Raw genomic sequence first — 17574 nt, 5'->3', positions numbered from 1 at the left:
ACACAAGCACAAGTATAAGGAAGAGGTGTTTATTATGAAAATCCAACTGATCCGCCACGCCTCATTATGGCTGGAATACGGCGGAGTAACCTTTCTGGTTGACCCGATGCTGAGTGCACAGGGAGCCAATCCGCCAATTATTAATACCTCGAATGAGCAGCGGAATCCGCTGATTCCTTTACCTGAACCTGTACAGCAGTGGCTGGAGCCGGATGCTGTGCTAGTGACCCACCTCCACCAGGATCACTGGGATGCAGCGGCGGCAGAGCTTTTGTCGCATGAGCTTCCGGTACTATGCCAGGAGGGAGATGGGGAGAAAATTACATCACAGGGCTTCGACCAAGTTACAGAGATTAAAGACAGTACGGCAGCTTCTGTGCGTGGAGTAACCCTGACACGTACTGGTGGCCGCCATGGAACGGGAGAGACCGGGGAGAGAATGGGCAAAGTCTCCGGTTTCATATTCCAGGCGGATGGAGAACCCGATCTGTATCTGGCGGGAGACACAATCTGGTGCGGCGAAGTCCGGCAGGTACTTGATGATTATCACCCGGAAGTTATCGTCGTGAACGCCGGAGGGGCAAGCTTCGTAAGCGGAGGACATATCACTATGAACGAACAGGATATTGTGGATGTATGCCATGCAGCCCCGGAAGCATCCGTGATTGCCGTTCACATGGACGCCATTAACCACTGCCACGTTACCCGTAAACAGCTGAAGTTCCGCCTTGAACAAGAGGAACTGCTTAACCGTGTCGCTGTACCATTGGATGGAGAATGGGTGTAGTCCCAAGGAAATTTGTATAGTTTGAAAACGTTCTTACAATCTCTTTTGCTAAGCTTGACTAACCTAAAGAATCATGATAAATTAATCCTTGTTCATGTTAATGTTCCCTGATAGCTCAGTTGGTAGAGCACTCGACTGTTAATCGAGTTGTCACAGGTTCGAGTCCTGTTCGGGGAGCCATTACTTGGAGAGATACCCAAGTGGCTATAAGGGGACCCTCTGCTAAGGGGTTAGACTGCGTAAGCGGTGCGAGGGTTCGAATCCCTCTCTCTCCGTATGATTAATACAGAAGGAGCTCATTTTGAGCTCCTTTTTTTGCGTTCATCCAGTCAGGGCGATGTGAAGCCTTGAAGTATGCGGGTTTCTTCTCGTGTCGTAATTACATATAGTTATTGTCGCATTTATCTACTAAAAAACCTGCATGTTATGTGATACCTTATAGTTAATGTCAGAATACTATATATGGAGGTGCAGGCGAATGAGCATTAGGATTGGCAAAATCAGCTTTTGGCATGTGCATGCCTGGGATTATACGAAGCAGGCTCAGGAACATAGTGATACTGCAATCGCTGCGGTGTGGGATGAGGATGCGGAGCGCGGCAAGACGGCTGCGGACAGCTTGAATGTTCCGTTTTATGATTCTTTGGATGACCTGCTTGCCCGGAAGGATATAGATGCCGTTATTGTGGACGCGCCAACCTGTCAGCACCGGGATATCATCATTGCGGCCGCCAAAGCCGGTAAGCACATCTTCACCGAAAAGGTTGTGGCTGCAACGTTGAGTGAGGTCAATGAAATCCTGTCAGAAGTCTCGGATCATGGAGTGAAGCTAACGGTCTCCCTCCCGCGTCTAAACGATGGTTATACTTTATCGGTTCAAGAAATTCTAAACCAGGGACTGCTTGGAGAAATAACGTATGTCAGAGTCCGCTTATCTCATAATGGCGCAACTGCAAACTGGCTTCCCGAACATTTCTTTAGTCTGGAGCAATGCCAGGGCGGTGCCTTAATTGATCTTGGCTGTCATCCCATGTACCTGACCAGGCTCTTTCTAGGTCAAGAAGTGACCGGTGTAAGTGCGAACTTTGGATATGTAACAGGCAAGGAAGTTGAAGACAACGCGGTGGCGACGCTCTATACCGATTCAGGAGCTATTGGTGTGGTGGAAGCCGGATTCGTGAATAGCTACTCACCGTTTACGATCGAAGTGCATGGAACGGAAGGAACCCTTTTATACGGAACGCCTGAAGAGAAGCTGCTCGTTAGAAGTACTAAAGCGCCAGACAAAGGGGATTCCTGGATAGATATGCCTCTGCAAGACCACCGGGAAACTGCATTTCAACAATGGGTCAGCCACATTCAGAACAACACGCTTGCTACCGAGAATATTGAAATCGCAACTGAGCTTACAAGGTTAATGGAGGCGGCGAATCTCTCCGCGAGTGCAGGCCGTGTTATCCGGTTAGCCGAATTGAACGCCTGATTACTCATCCATGAAGAGCTTAGCTCAAGCAGGAGGATTACCATGAGCCATTTTCCCTTCGGGATTATGTTTGAGAAGCAGGATATGCTTGAAAGGCTGGATATTTCAATCCTGTGGGGACATTATGAAATTTCAGTTCTCCGGTTTCATTTGACCTCTTTTCCCCCGGGAAAGGTCATTGATTTCCATAACCATGCTGAATTTGAATTTCATTTCATTCCGCGGGGCAAGGGGACGGTTATTCTTGGCGATCAGCGGTATCCTTTATCGGAGGGAATGCTCTATTTAACCGGACCGGGAGTCATGCATCGTCAGGAAGCGGATTCGGAAGTATCGATGGAGGAGCTGTGTCTGCATGTCAATATTGCAGCAAAGCCCAGAGAAGATGCGGATCCATGGGAGGTTGCGGAAGCCGAGGAATGCGTGGAGAAGCTGAGGAGGCTTCCCACTGTTCCTGCACAAGATTATCACAGAGCTATGAAATGCTTTCTCGAAGCTTATGAGGCCTGTGACGGCAAGCTTACGGGATATTACACTTCTATTAAACATCTCGTGATCAGTATTTTACTGAAGGTAACCAGAGCTTACGATGCAGGCGGGATGGGAACCTCCGCACCGGTCCGGGATATGTTGACCTCCCGCTATCAATATGCCATTCAGTATATGGAAGCGAATTCTTCAGCAACCGTAACCCTGGAGAATGTTGCGGAGAAGCTCAATATCAGCTCCAGGCAGCTGCAGCGAATATTTAAGCAGATCGATCCGGATAGAACATTCAGCCGGGTTCTTGAAGAGATAAGGCTGCAGGCCGTATGCAGCAAACTTGAGACCAGCGCTCTGCCGATCGAATACATCGCTGAGTCTGAAGGATTTACGAATGCGACTTACCTGCATTCGGTTTTCCGCAAGCGGCTCGGAATGACCCCGGCGGCCTACCGCAAGTCCAAAAAACTAAATTAAAGTGAGGATGAGAGGATATGAGTAAAGTGTATCGTGTTGGAGTTATCGGATGTGGAGGTATTGCGAACGGGAAGCATCTTCCGAGCTTGAGCAGACAGGATAAGGTCCAAGTGGTTGCCTTTTGCGACATTATTAAGGAACGGGCGGAGTCGGCTGCAGAACAATATGGAAACGCGGAGGCTGTTGTCTATACGGATTATCAGGAATTATTGAAGGATGCTTCTATTGATATTGTCCATGTGCTTACTCCGAATGATGCGCATGCGGAAATATCTATTGCGGCATTAGAGGCAGGAAAGCATGTGATGTGTGAGAAGCCAATGGCCAAAACAGCGGCAGATGCCAAGCGTATGGCCGAGGCGGCGAAACGTACAGGCAAGAAGCTGACGATCGGTTATGACAACCGGTTCAGACAAGACAGCTTGTATTTGAAAAAGGTTTGCGAATCAGGGGAGCTTGGCCATATCTATTATGCGAAAGCACATGCCATCAGACGGAGAGCCGTTCCGACCTGGGGTGTTTTCCTGGATGAGGAGAAGCAGGGTGGAGGCCCGCTTATTGATATCGGGACCCACGCGCTTGATCTGACGCTCTGGATGATGGATAACTACAAACCGAAGGTTGTGCTGGGTACCAAGTACCACGAGCTCGCACAGAAAAAAGATGCGGCTAACGCCTGGGGCCCATGGGACCCGGAGAAATTCACCGTAGAGGACTCCGCGTTCGGAATGATTGTGATGGAGAATGGTGCAACGATTACGCTGGAAGCAAGCTGGGCACTGAATTCGCTTGATGTGGATGAGGCTAAGTGCAGCTTAAGCGGAACCGAAGCGGGTGCGGATATGAAGAATGGTCTCAGAATTAACGGGGAGAATCATAGTAAGCTATACACGAAGGAAGTTGAGCTTGGTGCCGGAGGGGTAGCGTTCTATGAAGGCAAAGCAGAGAAGGCTACGGATGTGGAATTGAGAAAGTGGATTGAAGCTATTGAAGAGGATAAAGATCCGGTCGTTACTCCTGAACAGGCTTATGTAGTCTCCCGGATTCTGGAAGCTATCTATGAATCGGCACAGACGGGTAAGGCGGTTTATTTGGACTAAACGTTAATCGGTCTGCAGAGTGTATCAGGCAAATAAGCTGGACCTCCCGATGTAAGAGGGGCCAGCTTATTTGCTTTTCAGACAAATAACGACAAAAAGTCTGTCGGTTCAACCCGTTACCCCTTTAATAAAATGAAGGAGTGATGCTGTAAAGAGACAAATGTTATATTAATTGCGTGAAAATAAAGTATTGTATAAGAAAAGGAAACAAATCCTAAAACTATCCTGCTTTAAAATCCTCTGTTTTACTCCCGTTTTCTACGAATTTTTCGAAAACTAACAAAAACCTACCGAATACTACACATACCATGTAATTTAACATAACATCAAATCTTGAATTTTATATTAATTCACATAAAAATTAGTGACGACACCCAACCCTTGTGTTAATATAAATGACATCATAAAGAAATAAAAGAGAGGCAAGGCAGAGAAAGGGGAATTATGATTATTATGGGGAAAAGGGGATGGCGATGGAGTACTTCATTCAGCAACTAATTAACGGGATTTCCGTAGGCAGTATCTATGCTCTGATCGCCCTTGGTTACACTATGGTTTACGGTATCATCAAACTGATCAATTTTGCGCACGGCGATGTATTTATGGTAGGTTCGTTCATCGGACTCTACAGTGCCAAATATCTGGCGAATGCCGGATTGCCGCCCATCGTTGTCCTGCTCTTGTCGCTGATCATTTCGATGACCATCAGCGCATTGCTCGGTATAACAATAGAGCGTCTGGCTTACAAGCCGCTTCGCAAGTCAACCCGGATTGCCGCGCTGATCACTGCGATTGGTGTATCCTTCCTGCTGGAATATACCGGGGTATTGATTCTTGGCCCTCAGGCTCAAGGCTTCCCGGATATTATGGAGAAGAAGCAATATCATCTGTTCGGTTCTTCCATCCAAGTGGAATCTAATCAGATCATGATTCTGCTAACAACGATTATTCTAATGCTTGTCCTGCAGTATATCGTCCGTTATACCAAAACCGGTAAAGCAATGCGGGCGGTATCATTCGATGTGGAAGCGGCGCGATTGATGGGGATCAACGTAGACCGCACCATTTCAGCTACATTCGCAATCGGTTCAGCGCTTGCTGCTGCTGCCGGAGTCATTTTTGGAATGACATATAACTCAGTAGATCCTTTGATGGGCGTTATGCCTGGACTCAAAGCTTTCGTAGCTGCGGTGCTCGGGGGAATCGGAAGTATTCCTGGTGCCCTTGTAGGCGGATTGCTGCTGGGAACGGTAGAGACAGAGATTTCTTCACTTGGGTTCTCCTCATGGCGTGACGGCGTGGCATTCGCGGTACTGATTCTGATCCTTATCTTTAAACCATCCGGACTGTTTGGCAAGAATGTCCGGGAGAAAGTGTAGGAGGGAACTGCCGTGAAAAATATAAATAAAAAGTTCTGGATGGGCATAATCGTTGCCCTTGCGTTCTATGGAGTCGTCAAAGTTCTTCTAACAACGGGAGTTCTGAGTGATGTAAACCAATCTATGCTGCTTCTCATTGGTGTTAACATCATGCTTGCGGTATCCCTCAACCTGATTACCGGGATTACCGGACAGTTCTCCATTGGTCATGCTGGATTTATGTCCGTAGGTGCGTACACTTCGGCTATCCTTACCCTTGACTACAACGTGCCATTCATTCCAGCCATTATTGCAGGCGGACTCCTGGCGGCGGTGTTCGGCGTATTGATCGGGATGCCTACTCTCCGGCTTAACGGTGACTATCTTGCCATTGCCACACTGGGATTCGGTGAAATCATCCGGATTATCATGCTGAATACAGAATTCGTTGGCGGAGCTTCCGGGCTCAGCGGTATTCCTGCCAAAACAACGTGGACGATGTTATTCTTCTTCACCCTGATTTCAGTAGTTCTGATTAATAACTTCATTAGATCCACACACGGCCGGGCGTGTATTGCTATCCGTGAGAATGAAATTGCAGCAGAGGCTATGGGTATTAATACGACACGCTACAAAATTATCGCTTTCACCATCGGTGCCTTGTTTGCCGGGATTGCAGGCGGGCTGTCAGCTCATACGTTCTACGTTATTACACCGGGTAGTTTCAACTTCCTGAAGTCGTTTGAAATTATCGTTATGGTTGTTCTCGGGGGACTTGGCAGCACGGCGGGTTCCATCGTCGGAGCGGTGTTCGTTACCCTGCTCTACACCTACTTACGTGAATTCCCGGAATGGCGGATGATTATTTACTCCATTGTGCTCATCCTGATGATGATCTTCCGCCCAAGCGGCCTGCTGGGCACAACCAAATTCTCATTCGGCAAGTTCGGCAAAAAGGAGGCTAAGGCAAATGACGCAATCGAAGGCAGCAGTGCTCCTTGATGTTAAGGAGGCCAGCCGATCCTTTGGCGGACTTAAGGCAGTCAGTGAGGTTTCCCTTCATATTAACAAAGGTGAACTGATTGGTCTGATCGGACCCAACGGCGCCGGCAAAACAACATTGTTCAATCTGCTGACGGGGGTTTACCCCCCTTCATCAGGCAGCATTCTTCTGAATAACGAATCCATTGGCGGGATGAAGCCTTATAAAATTAACCATAAAGGTGCCGCCCGTACGTTCCAGAACATCCGCTTATTTACGGCTATGACTGTGCTGGAGAATGTCAAAATTGCTTTTCATCAGCATGCCAAACACTCGTTATTCTCGTCTATGCTCCGTTTGCCGAAGCATTTCAAAGGAGAGGACGAAATTACCCGGAAGGCGATGGATATTCTCAAAATATTCAATCTTGCCGATCAGAGTCAAGAGGTAGCCAGCAACTTGAGCTATGGTAACCAGCGACGCCTTGAGATTGCCCGGGCGCTTGCGGCCGGACCCAAGCTACTGCTGCTCGATGAGCCGGCAGCCGGAATGAACCCGAATGAGACGCGTGATCTGATGAATCTGATTGCCTGGATCCGTGAGGAATTTGACCTTACCATTCTGCTGATTGAGCATGATATGTCACTGGTTATGGGTGTCTGCAACCGGATTTACGTACTGGACCGCGGAATCCTTATCGCTGACGGAACTCCGGTGGAAATCCGGAATAATCCGAAGGTTATCGAAGCGTATTTGGGACAGGAGGCGTAGAACTATGCTTACAGTACAAGGAATCAATGTTTATTACGGAGCTATTCATGCCTTGAAGGATCTCAGCATCAACGTGAAGCAGGGAGAGATCGTTACACTGATCGGTGCTAATGGCGCCGGCAAGTCAACGCTGCTCAAGACGCTGTCGGGGCTGCTTAAACCCAAGACAGGAAGTATTGAATTCCTGGATAAATCGATTGCCAATCAAAGTGTTCAAGCGATTGTTAAGGAAGGGCTAATTCATTGTCCTGAAGGACGCCGCGTCTTCGCGAACATGTCTGTTGAGGAGAACCTGGAGCTGGGTGCTTATCTGCAGGATTCCGGCAGCCTAGCAGCTGACTTCCAGAGAGTCTACAACACTTTCCCGCGTCTGCTGGAACGTAAGAAGCAACAAGCCGGAACGCTGTCCGGCGGGGAACAGCAGATGCTTGCCATGGGGCGGGCGATTATGGGACACCCCAAGTTGCTGCTGCTGGATGAACCGTCCATGGGGCTGGCGCCGCTGCTGGTCCAGGATATTTTCAAAATCATCAAAGAAGTCAATGACGCCGGAACCACTGTACTGCTGGTTGAGCAGAATGCCCATCAGGCGCTCAAAATCGCTGACCGTGCCTATGTTCTGGAGACAGGCAGAGTAGTGCTTGAAGGGGACGCCAAGGAATTGGCCGATTCCGATGAAATCAAAATGGCTTATCTTGGTCACTAAACAGATACGCCTAACTACAGCAGCATCACAGAAACAACATATAAAAATTAATTAATCGGGAGGCTGGGAGAAACAATGAAGAAAATTGGGGCCATTATTTTGTCGACAGTACTGACTGCGGTATTAGCATCGGGCTGTGGCAACAACACAGAGAACAGCGGTAACTCTGCAAGCGGCGGAAATGCTGCCGGAGGCACAATCAAAATCGGGGCTGACCTTGAGCTCACAGGCGGTCAAGCTTCTTTCGGCGACTCCGCATCAAAGGGCGCGAAGCTGGCTGTTGACGAGATCAATGCTGCAGGCGGGATCCTGGGCAAACAGCTCGAGCTGGTCGTAGCTGACAATGCTTCGAAATCTGAAGAAGCTACACAGGCGGCACAGAAGCTGATTACCAATGATAAGGTTGTTACAATCATCGGGGCTTCCACTTCTACCAATACGCTGGGTATCGTTCCGGTTGCTACCGAGAAGAAGATTCCACTCGTTGCAGTAGGTGCCACCAACCCTAAAGTTACTGTAGATGAGCGCAGTGGCAATGTGAATGAATATGTGTTCCGCGCAGCCTTTATCGATCCTTTCCAAGGTGAAGTGATGGCTAACTTTGCAATCGACTCCCTGAAAGCCAAAAAAGCAGTAATCTATACAGATACTTCGAGTGACTACTCCAAAGGTCTGCAGAAGTTCTTCGAAGAAACCTTCAAAGCTAAAGGCGGCGAAGTGCTCAGCCAAGAGTCCTATCAGCAGAAAGACTCTGACTTCAAAGCGGTTCTGACGCGTATCAAAGCAGCTAACCCCGATGTGATTTACCTGCCGGGCTACTATGAAGAGGTTGGTAAAATCGTGAAACAGGCCCGTGAAATGGGCATCACTGTTCCTTTCCTGGGCGGAGACGGATGGGATTCCCCGCAGCTGGCTGAAATCGCTAGTGCAGAAGCCTTGGAGAACACTTATATGTCCAATCACTACTCGCCTGAAGATACAGCTACTGAAGTAACCAGCTTCGTTGAAGCCTACAAAGCAGCTAACGGCGGCGCGGTTCCAGATGGTATGGCTGCCCTTGGTTATGATGCACTGAAACTGGTTGCTGATGCCATCACCCGTGCCGGTGAAGCGGATCCGGCCAAAATTACAGAAGCTTTGGCAGCAACCAAAGATCTGCAGCTCGCTACAGGAAAAATTACCCTGAACGAAACACATGACCCGGTTAAAGCCGCTGTCGTTCTGAAATTCGTTGACGGTAAACAAACATTCGAAACAAAGGTTAATCCATAAGGAGTTATTCCGCATACACTAAGGTGAATGGAATTGGGGTTCTTTAGCACCGCAAGAGGCCGCTTGGCCTCCTGCGTCACCTTAGCTCTGAAAAGAAAGGCTCAATTCTGAGCCTTTCTTTTCGCATATCACTATGCTTACACAACTTGGAGGGGGAATCAGCATGATTGTTGGGGTACCCGCAGAAATCAAGAATAATGAGAACCGCGTTGCCATAACCCCGGCTGGGGTAGAAGCACTCCGGAAGGCGGGGCATGAAGTGTATATTGAAGCCTCTGCCGGCACAGGCAGCGGCTTCGATGACCAAGAATACCTGGATAAAGGTGCTGTGGTTCTGGACACCGCTGCGGAAGTCTGGGGCAAGGCGGAGATGATCATTAAAGTCAAGGAGCCTCTGCCGGAGGAATATGCTTATTTCCGCAAAGGGCTGATTCTCTTCACATACCTGCATCTGGCGCCGGAGGCGGTTCTGACCAAGGCGCTTGTGGAAGGCGGGGTAACAGCGGTAGGGTATGAGACCATCCAGCTTGAAGATGGCTCCCTGCCGCTGCTTATCCCGATGAGCGAGGTTGCCGGACGGATGGCTGTGCAGATCGGTGCCGGGCTGCTGGAGAAGCCGCAGGGCGGTAAGGGTATCCTGCTGGGCGGGGTGCCGGGAGTTCAGCCTGGAGAGGTAGTGATTGTCGGCGGTGGCATTGTCGGCACCAATGCGGCGAAGATTGCCCTGGGGATGGGAGCACGCGTGACGGTGCTCGATCTGAATGCGGGCAGGCTGCGTGTTCTGGATGATATTTTTGGCGGAAGGCTTGTTACAGTGATGTCGGATTCCTATCATCTTGAGCAGGCTGTCCGCCGAGCCGATCTGCTGATCGGGGCTGTACTGATTCCCGGTGCCCGTGCTCCCAAGCTGGTTAAAGAGTATATGGTACAGCAGATGGCAGAGGGTTCTGTAATCGTGGACGTGGCGATTGATCAGGGCGGCTCGATTGAGACCATCGACCGGATTACAACCCATGAGAACCCGACCTATGTGAAGCATGGCGTGGTGCACTATGCGGTGGCCAATATGCCGGGGGCGGTCGCCCGGACCTCTACACTGGCGCTGACCAATGTGACAATCCCTTATGCACTGCAAATTGCCAATCATGGCATTCATGTGGCTGCGGTCAACAATGCTGCGCTTGCGCGCGGCCTGAATGTGGTGGCTGGATACGTAACGAATCTGGCAGTAGCGCAGAGTCTGGGCTATGAATGCTCGGATGGAATCCGCGTCCTAGCTGCGGCTGGCGGACGTATTTAAGAAGGGGAGAATATTGTTTTCGGCTTCGCGGGAAGGCGGGCTGGGAGAGGGAGAAGCGGAAGCTGCACGCCCAATTCTCCCTGATATTTTCTTGAGAAAATAAAGCTTGTCAAATTCATTAAGGTTTGATATACTCATTTTTGTTGTGACAAACACACAAACTTATCATCTGGCTCGTTGGTCAAGGGGTTAAGACACCTCCCTTTCACGGAGGTAACATGGGTTCGAATCCCATACGAGTCACCATAATCTTCTTCGAATGATGGGATGAGAATCCTTGGGTTCGTTGAAGCCTCGGCTAGGTTAGGAATACTTCGCAATCTCGTAACAGAGTGGAGAGTATCCCATACGAGTCATCAATATGCGGTAGTGGTGGAATGGCAGACACGCTATCTTGAGGGGGTAGTGGGTGTATACCCGTGGAGGTTCGAGTCCTCTCTACCGCATAATTTGAAATGAACGGGAAACCCTTGATGATTCAAGGGTTTTTTTGTTATATAAATAGAGCGTTTAGAATAGCGACTTGTCTCCGGATGAGTTGCTTTTTTGTTGTTGGTTGTGAATTATTGTCATCCCTACAGTTAGGGAGGTATTTCCATTGACGGCGCCTTCATGTTCCGTTATACCTGCATATATATCCGAAAACGACAGGAACGGGAGGATCTGCAATGAATTTTGTAATTTCGGTCATGCTTGTGGATGATGAGCCGCTTGCACTGGAGAATGTATATGATATGGTGCCTTGGGCAGAGCATGGTTTTGAGGTAGTTGCGAAGGCAACGAGCGGGCGTATGCGCTGCGGTTATTCGAGAAATTGCAGCCGCAACCGCCTGTTGGAACAGCTGAGGAAGAAGGCCGCGGACATGCACTTCAAATTCTGCTGAAAGATATGTTAGCGGGCAAATATCAAGTCCCTGCGGGAATCAGGAGTCCCGGATGCACCGGCTGGTTACAGAATATCAGCAGAGGCAGCCTGCGCTGCTGTATCTTGAGCTGACGGCTGCCATGCTGCTGGATGGCAGCCGCCGGAACACACGCTGGCCGGTATCCTCCGTGTGGAAGAGCATCGAAGATGAAATCCGCCTACAGTCCACGGAGATAGAGGGAATTCACATTTTAGAGATGGATGAAGGAGGCTACATAGTGCTGCTGAAGCTGTCATCTTCCAGCAGTCTGTTGCTCCAGCATTATATCTTGCGGCAGATTGCAGGCCAAATGCTAGTTACGGCTCGACCTTCACACCAATCTGGTATATGTTCGACGCTTCCTTCAACGGCAGTGCGTTCAAGTATGGCAAAGGGGCAGCAATCGCTTATGGCACCTTCCTGTTCATCGCCTTGTTCTCGGTAGTTGGCATGAAATGGATCAACAGGGATGGTGACGACAAATGAGAGCAAAGAAATTTTTTACCGTATTGCTGCTTAGTCTGATCGCTGTCGCTTTCCTGTTCCCGTTCTATATGATGATTGTGATGGGAACCTATTATTCCGAGGACCTGTTCAAGCAGCTTCCAATTCTGCCCAGCGGCTATCTGCTGGAGAATCTGCAGACTATCATGTCCGCCAGCTTCCTGCGGAATTATTGGAACAGCTTCTATGTAGCCGTATTGTTCACCCTCGTGACGGTGGGGGTGGCCTCGATTACCGGGTTTGCTTTTGCCAAATATGAATTCAAGGGTAAAAATGCGCTGTACGGCTTCATTCTGCTGACGATGATGATTCCCGGACACCTGGGCCTGATTGCTTATGTCATGGAGATGAAGTGGTTCCATCTGAACAACACCCATGCGCCGCTGATTCTGGCCGGACTGAACAACGCCTTCGGCGTATTCTTCATGACCCAGTTCATCCGTTCCTCTGTCCCGACCGAGGTAATCGAAAGTGCGCGGATCGACGGCTGCTCGGAGCCGGCGATTCTCACCAGAATCGTCGTTCCGTTCCTGATGCCGGCCATCAGCACCCTGGGGCTCATCTCCTTCCTGGGCTCATGGAACGGTTATCTGTTGCCTCTGGTAACGATAAACAAGCCGGAACTGTACACGCTGCCGCTGGGAATTGCCAATCTGTCTACCGTCTTCCGCACGGATTATTCGGCAAGTATCCTGGGGCTGACCCTAGGCACGCTTCCGCTGATCGTCCTTTTCCTCTTCGGCTCCAAAACATTGGTCCGGGGACTCACCGGCGGTGCGGTTAAAGGGTGAGGCCAAAAATCAAGCAGAATACCTGAACTAGTTCAGCAGAAGAATAGGCCGCCATTTTGGCGGCTTATTTGTTTTTGAGTACTACAAAAATTGAGGTGAAGAAGTATATTCCCGCAGGTATTTTATTTTAATAGGACAATGGAATAGTTTTGGCGCAGTCATTATTCATAGTATCGAAGTCCTGATGCAGAGAAGCCGGCTGTGGCTGATAGCTAAATAAAAAAATGACGGAGATGTAGTGATAACAAAATACATTTAAAGGAAAAATGTACATCGGATGGGAAATAGGGTAGAGAGTGGGTTGGGAATGTAAATATGCCATTATGCATAATTCTGGTGCTTGCGGAAATGAGCAGTGTGGCTATGGAACTATATCTTTATCCTCTGTTAATTTTAATGTGATAAAGAGAATGATAACTTATTAGGGATTAATGAACTATATTAACAATAAATGTTATGGAAAATATAAACTATTGTCGAGGATTACCGATAATGCTAAATATAAATCCCGAATTAATGAGATTTTATATTTTTTATTCAAAATTTTAAATTAAATGAGCTTGGTAATCCAAAATTCCTATCCAGTGGTGATGAAAAAAATGAGTGTACAAGAAATGCTGGTCAATCAGGTACGATAACGGCAGTCCATTATGGCCGGGAGCGCCAGCTGAAGCTGGATCAGGATGTGCTGAGTGTGTTCTACAGTAACCTGGCGATGAAATTCGGACTGGAGAATAATAGGGCTGAATTGAACAATCTGAAAATGCATATGCCGGCTCTTGTGATGTTCGGTTATAGCGGATATACGCTGGTTACGCTTGATGATACAGCCGGTAACGGGGGAGAGAAGGAGCTTAAGCCTGTCAGCTGGCCGGAGCGGCCCTACTACTACAAGCTTCGGAATAATAACCTGCTCTATTTCACCTTAGATGATAACGCCCGGGTATACGACACTGGGACCAATGAATTCTATGAAGGAGAGTATGCAGAACTGGCTGCAGAGACGAATCTCGCACCTATTAACTCACTTGAGCTATTCCGCGAGATTCGCCAGAGCACGATCACTTCACTGGTCGAACAGGATCTGGCCACGGCCATTAATAGGCACATGGAGCTGGTGAAGCGGATGGGCTTGTCCATCCAGTTCACACTCCCGCGGGGTCTTCAGGAGCAGTCAATTCAGGATGTGGGAATTATGGCCTTTATACAAGGCTATCCGCTTCCCGGCGGGGAACTGCTGGATGCTTATTCCCTCGGCAGCGGCGCGGTCATGCGGCGCAAGGTGCTGATCGGAACCCGGAATGCAGCAGGCCGGCGTACGGCCTACGGTGAAAGCTGCTTGCCTGCCGGAGCGAATGTCATTGAGAGCCTATTCGATCCGGAGGAGGCAGCGAGGAAAGGGTATTTTGTGGAGGATTGTGCGGTTAGGTGAAGGAACATGAATGAGCCCAATACAATAGTGGAGGTACATAATGAGAAAAATAATACTTAACAGTCTATTGATTGTTTCTATGATATGCACAAGTTTGTTGGTGCAGAGTCGTCCAGTGCTAGCAGCAGAGCAGTCTGCTACATTTACGGACATTAAAGGACATTGGGCCAAAGCAGCTATCGATACGGCGGTAAAAAATGGCTACTTCAAAGGTTATGCTGACGGCACATTCAAACCGAATGGATCAGTAACCCGGGCAGAGTTCGCGGCATTGTTGGCAAGGGCGTCGAAGGCACAGCCTGAGACAGCACAACCGGGAAATTTCCCGGATCTGGCAGGGCATTGGAGTGAGACTGAAGTGAACCGGGCAATTGGACTGGGGTACATTAATGTCAGTGATTATCCGAATGGGTTCAAGCCAAGCACGCCCATTACACGGATGGAAATTGCCAAATGGATGGCATCCGGACTTGCGGCAGCCGATCCAGAGTATAAGGAGGCCTTGCAGGACACGGTTACAACGGTGCTTCCGGTAAAAGAGTATTTTAAACCGGGAGTCTCACAGTCCCAAGCTCCGTATATTGCGGTTTCGCTTGGGACCAAGCTGATGAGCGGCTATCCGGACGGATCCTTTGGATTAACTCAAAAAGCGACACGAGCGGAAGCATCCGCTATCCTGCTGCGTTTGAATGAGATTAGCCAGCAGGAGGCAAGCAGCTTTGTAGGTTTAAACGAATTGCGGGAAGTGGGAACCAAGCGGACGAATATGGAGAGCATCAGTCCGTTTACGACGGGTAAATCTTCCTTTAATGATGCTGCTGAGAAAACATTCACATTCAAAAATAAAAGCTGTATTGTCAAATTAAATCATTTCATTTTTGTGAATGCACAGGATCCCAAAAATCCTAAAGGGATTTATGCACCTTTGTTTTTCGATGAAAGTGAAATAATAGCTGAACAAGATAAACCTGGAGTATATAGGGCGTATGTTGAAGTTACTATTTATCCGTTGAAAAGTCCATTCTCCATAGGTGATTATTACAGTGATCATGATAGTGGTTTATTTACAGGAAATAGAACAAGGACTGATAATCTTAAAAATAAATATGGATATAATACTTTACCCTATGATGAACCTCAGCAATTCTTTGCAAACTATATGGACGGAAAAGGGGTTACTTTATGGCAGGTGCAATTCATAGAAGTTGGGCAAAGTAAAAAGGGTTTGACGATGGATGACGGATACTGGCTCTATTATAAACCGAAAGAGGAATAGGTGAGGCGGTATGAGAAAATGGGGCGTTGGCTTACTCCTTCTAGCTTTAATACTTGCTCTATTTCCAGTTCCGTCTTATGCAACAGGATTTAATCAGGGATACCCGGAAGGGGTCCTAGACATTGATGTAACTCCGCAAGGTCTGGCACCCATGCAGACTGTGAAAGTAAAAGTAAGAGGTGAGAAAGAGGCACGTCCCAAAGTCGTATGGGTGCAATCAGATGGTCCCGAATGGACAGCAACTTATACAGGCGGGCCAAAAACAACTTTAACGAATGGATCTGGAGACTCTGCGGTTCCGAAGAAAGAACGTACCGATTTTATTTTGGATATGAGAGATTATGCCCCTGAATCCATGAAAGACCAAAGAGAAAATGCATTCCCCATATCTGAAATCAAAAATCTGGAAATATCAGATATGGCATGGAAAGCAGTTGGGGACACTTATACGCCAGCTGTGGCTGGCGGAAATCCGGAGTTTCAGGCAGGTACAATGACAGCTAACATCAAGGTCTATACGGGCTATCCGTTAAATTATAATCTAAAAACAAAATTTGGTACTAGAGCGGATGGGGCGAATAAATATACAGCAGAATACTATATTCCAATGGATGTAAAATACGAAGGGTATGTATGTAGTTGAAAAAAAACAAATGCGTGTACTCCAAAATGCTACTCTTCAAGTTAATGATTCGAAAAACCTGCAGGCTCAGGTGCGGACAATGGCTACTGACATGACCGAATTCCCCAACAACTGGAACGATGTGACATCGGCGACAACGAATACGACCTGGAGCTCAGATAATTCAGCAGTAGCTACTGTAGACCAGTATGGGAAAGTAGTGGCCCATGCAGAAGGAACTGCACATATCACAGCCAAGTGGAACAAATATCCATATTCCCTATATGGAACTGCTACCATAACCGTAGGCGGGGGAGAAGGCTCAGGTTCAGGCGAATGCACCTACACCATTCAACCTCCGAACAAGATCGCGGCTCCGCAAGCATCATTTATGGACCCGTCAGCGAGCGGGGTAATTCTGGGTGATGATGCATCGAATGGGATACACTTTGATGCACCGACCGGAATTCCTACCTCAGATCATTTATACGCTAATGCGTGGGGAAAGAATTATTTGTTTGAACATACCTTTGCCAATATGGCAGGGCAGATACGCTATTCCTGCAGTGTGGATGTTACCTATCCTACTAAATGGGAGGAAGCCCAGCCGGATCTTCCGGGAGAGGATGGTGGAGATCCGATCCCCCAAGATCCAATTCCCAAAGATTCATCCTTTGACAAAACCTATACCTTTGAACTGACGCCTAGAGAATATGCGTACTGGCAGATCGATCAGTTATCCGTCTATCAAATCGACCGGGCACTGATGGAGAACTATGCCCTGCCGGGAGGGTCGGTCACACTTTACCCTAACAACTATAATGCTCCGGCGGTTGAACTTGAATATATAGTTTGTTTTTGAAAAGTAAGTCAATACCGTTTTAAGATGTCGTTGTTTGTTTGAACGCACATAAATACTTGAATCCTATCACCTAAATAACACTATACCGATACATTGAACAGGTCGATTTAATCAGATACCACATGATTGGCCTGTTTTTTGTCGTTTTAATAACTCGCAACTATAAAGGTATACCAGAAGGCTATGTCAACCCAATGGACGATCCGTACGGAAAAAAAGCGGGACAAGTAGCCGGAACCTTCATTAGCATCGGCCTGCCCTGGAAGTTTCTGAGCGCAGTGAAGACGCCAGGAGTGGTAGGTAAGTTCTCGCCCACCTTACTTAAATCCATGGTAGCCGGAGCAATCAGCGGAAACCTAGAAGAAACCATGGACGAGATCAACGATTAGCGGGATGATGGGAAGCAAAGCGTGGGAGAGCGGTTAATCTAGGTAGGCGTGAACACGACGGTTACCGGAGCGGG

The 17574-nt window shown here is 48.3% G+C and carries 18 protein-coding genes and 4 tRNA genes; all 22 read left to right on the top strand.

Features of this window, described 5'->3' with window-relative positions:
• Positions 1 to 34 precede the first annotated feature (34 nt).
• The 22 genes from MKZ24_RS31615 (at position 35) to MKZ24_RS31510 (ending at position 17500) form a co-directional block, all read left to right on the top strand.
• Positions 35 to 787, top strand: a complete 753-nt coding sequence (locus MKZ24_RS31615) for an MBL fold metallo-hydrolase (RefSeq protein WP_340789763.1) — start codon at positions 35 to 37, stop codon at positions 785 to 787.
• 104 nt (positions 788 to 891) lie between these two features.
• A tRNA-Asn gene (locus MKZ24_RS31610) sits at positions 892 to 967 on the top strand.
• A 6-nt stretch (positions 968 to 973) separates the two neighbouring features.
• Positions 974 to 1062: transfer RNA gene (locus MKZ24_RS31605), tRNA-Ser, on the top strand.
• A 203-nt stretch (positions 1063 to 1265) separates the two neighbouring features.
• Entirely contained in the window at positions 1266 to 2270 is a 1005-nt protein-coding gene (locus tag MKZ24_RS31600) for a Gfo/Idh/MocA family protein (RefSeq protein WP_042233162.1), read from the top strand.
• A 42-nt stretch (positions 2271 to 2312) separates the two neighbouring features.
• Positions 2313 to 3230, top strand: a complete 918-nt coding sequence (locus MKZ24_RS31595; protein ID WP_042233164.1) for a helix-turn-helix domain-containing protein — start codon at positions 2313 to 2315, stop codon at positions 3228 to 3230.
• A 17-nt stretch (positions 3231 to 3247) separates the two neighbouring features.
• A complete protein-coding gene (locus MKZ24_RS31590) occupies positions 3248 to 4330 on the top strand; it encodes a Gfo/Idh/MocA family protein (protein WP_340789761.1) in 1083 nt (360 codons plus the stop codon).
• A gap of 473 nt (positions 4331 to 4803) precedes the next feature.
• On the top strand, positions 4804 to 5709 hold the full coding sequence (locus MKZ24_RS31585; RefSeq protein WP_039296535.1) for a branched-chain amino acid ABC transporter permease: 906 nt from the start codon (positions 4804 to 4806) through the stop codon (positions 5707 to 5709).
• Between the two features lie 12 nt (positions 5710 to 5721).
• Positions 5722 to 6690: a branched-chain amino acid ABC transporter permease gene (locus MKZ24_RS31580; protein ID WP_197073040.1), complete on the top strand. Its 969-nt coding sequence runs from the start codon at positions 5722 to 5724 to the stop codon at positions 6688 to 6690.
• The gene (locus MKZ24_RS31575; RefSeq protein WP_042233168.1) at positions 6659 to 7441 is read left to right on the top strand and encodes an ABC transporter ATP-binding protein; all 783 of its coding nucleotides are present in this window, start codon (positions 6659 to 6661) and stop codon (positions 7439 to 7441) included. The genes MKZ24_RS31580 and MKZ24_RS31575 overlap by 32 nt, the downstream gene beginning before the upstream one ends.
• Positions 7442 to 7445: 4 nt before the next feature.
• Entirely contained in the window at positions 7446 to 8147 is a 702-nt protein-coding gene (locus MKZ24_RS31570) for an ABC transporter ATP-binding protein (protein WP_039296330.1), read from the top strand.
• A gap of 75 nt (positions 8148 to 8222) precedes the next feature.
• Positions 8223 to 9419, top strand: coding sequence for an ABC transporter substrate-binding protein (locus tag MKZ24_RS31565; protein WP_340789756.1), 1197 nt, complete (start codon positions 8223 to 8225; stop codon positions 9417 to 9419).
• Between the two features lie 163 nt (positions 9420 to 9582).
• Positions 9583 to 10719 carry an alanine dehydrogenase gene (gene ald / locus MKZ24_RS31560; RefSeq protein ID WP_340789754.1) on the top strand — a complete coding sequence of 379 codons (1137 nt, stop codon included), beginning with the start codon at positions 9583 to 9585 and terminating at the stop codon, positions 10717 to 10719.
• A gap of 171 nt (positions 10720 to 10890) precedes the next feature.
• Positions 10891 to 10965: transfer RNA gene (locus MKZ24_RS31555), tRNA-Glu, on the top strand.
• A gap of 117 nt (positions 10966 to 11082) precedes the next feature.
• A tRNA-Leu gene (locus MKZ24_RS31550) sits at positions 11083 to 11165 on the top strand.
• 222 nt (positions 11166 to 11387) lie between these two features.
• Positions 11388 to 11603, top strand: a complete 216-nt coding sequence (locus MKZ24_RS31545) for a hypothetical protein (RefSeq protein WP_340789752.1) — start codon at positions 11388 to 11390, stop codon at positions 11601 to 11603.
• A 369-nt stretch (positions 11604 to 11972) separates the two neighbouring features.
• Complete coding sequence (locus tag MKZ24_RS31540; protein WP_340789750.1) at positions 11973 to 12110, top strand: hypothetical protein; 138 nt, start codon at positions 11973 to 11975, stop codon at positions 12108 to 12110.
• Entirely contained in the window at positions 12107 to 12919 is an 813-nt protein-coding gene (locus tag MKZ24_RS31535) for a carbohydrate ABC transporter permease (RefSeq protein WP_340789748.1), read from the top strand. Before MKZ24_RS31540 ends, MKZ24_RS31535 begins: the two co-directional genes overlap by 4 nt.
• Positions 12920 to 13613: 694 nt before the next feature.
• The gene (locus MKZ24_RS31530; protein ID WP_042233180.1) at positions 13614 to 14351 is read left to right on the top strand and encodes a hypothetical protein; all 738 of its coding nucleotides are present in this window, start codon (positions 13614 to 13616) and stop codon (positions 14349 to 14351) included.
• Between the two features lie 40 nt (positions 14352 to 14391).
• A complete protein-coding gene (locus MKZ24_RS31525; RefSeq protein ID WP_052416026.1) occupies positions 14392 to 15627 on the top strand; it encodes an S-layer homology domain-containing protein in 1236 nt (411 codons plus the stop codon).
• 10 nt (positions 15628 to 15637) lie between these two features.
• On the top strand, positions 15638 to 16270 hold the full coding sequence (locus MKZ24_RS31520) for a hypothetical protein (protein ID WP_042233182.1): 633 nt from the start codon (positions 15638 to 15640) through the stop codon (positions 16268 to 16270).
• Between the two features lie 79 nt (positions 16271 to 16349).
• On the top strand, positions 16350 to 17111 hold the full coding sequence (locus tag MKZ24_RS31515) for a DUF5704 domain-containing protein (RefSeq protein ID WP_340789744.1): 762 nt from the start codon (positions 16350 to 16352) through the stop codon (positions 17109 to 17111).
• A gap of 194 nt (positions 17112 to 17305) precedes the next feature.
• A complete protein-coding gene (locus MKZ24_RS31510) occupies positions 17306 to 17500 on the top strand; it encodes a hypothetical protein (protein ID WP_340789742.1) in 195 nt (64 codons plus the stop codon).
• The last annotated feature ends 74 nt before the right edge of the window (positions 17501 to 17574 follow it).

The organism is Paenibacillus sp. FSL R7-0297, assembly GCF_038009025.1.
GTDB lineage: Bacteria > Bacillota > Bacilli > Paenibacillales > Paenibacillaceae > Paenibacillus_AQ.
This window is presented reverse-complemented; position numbering and strand designations above follow the sequence as displayed.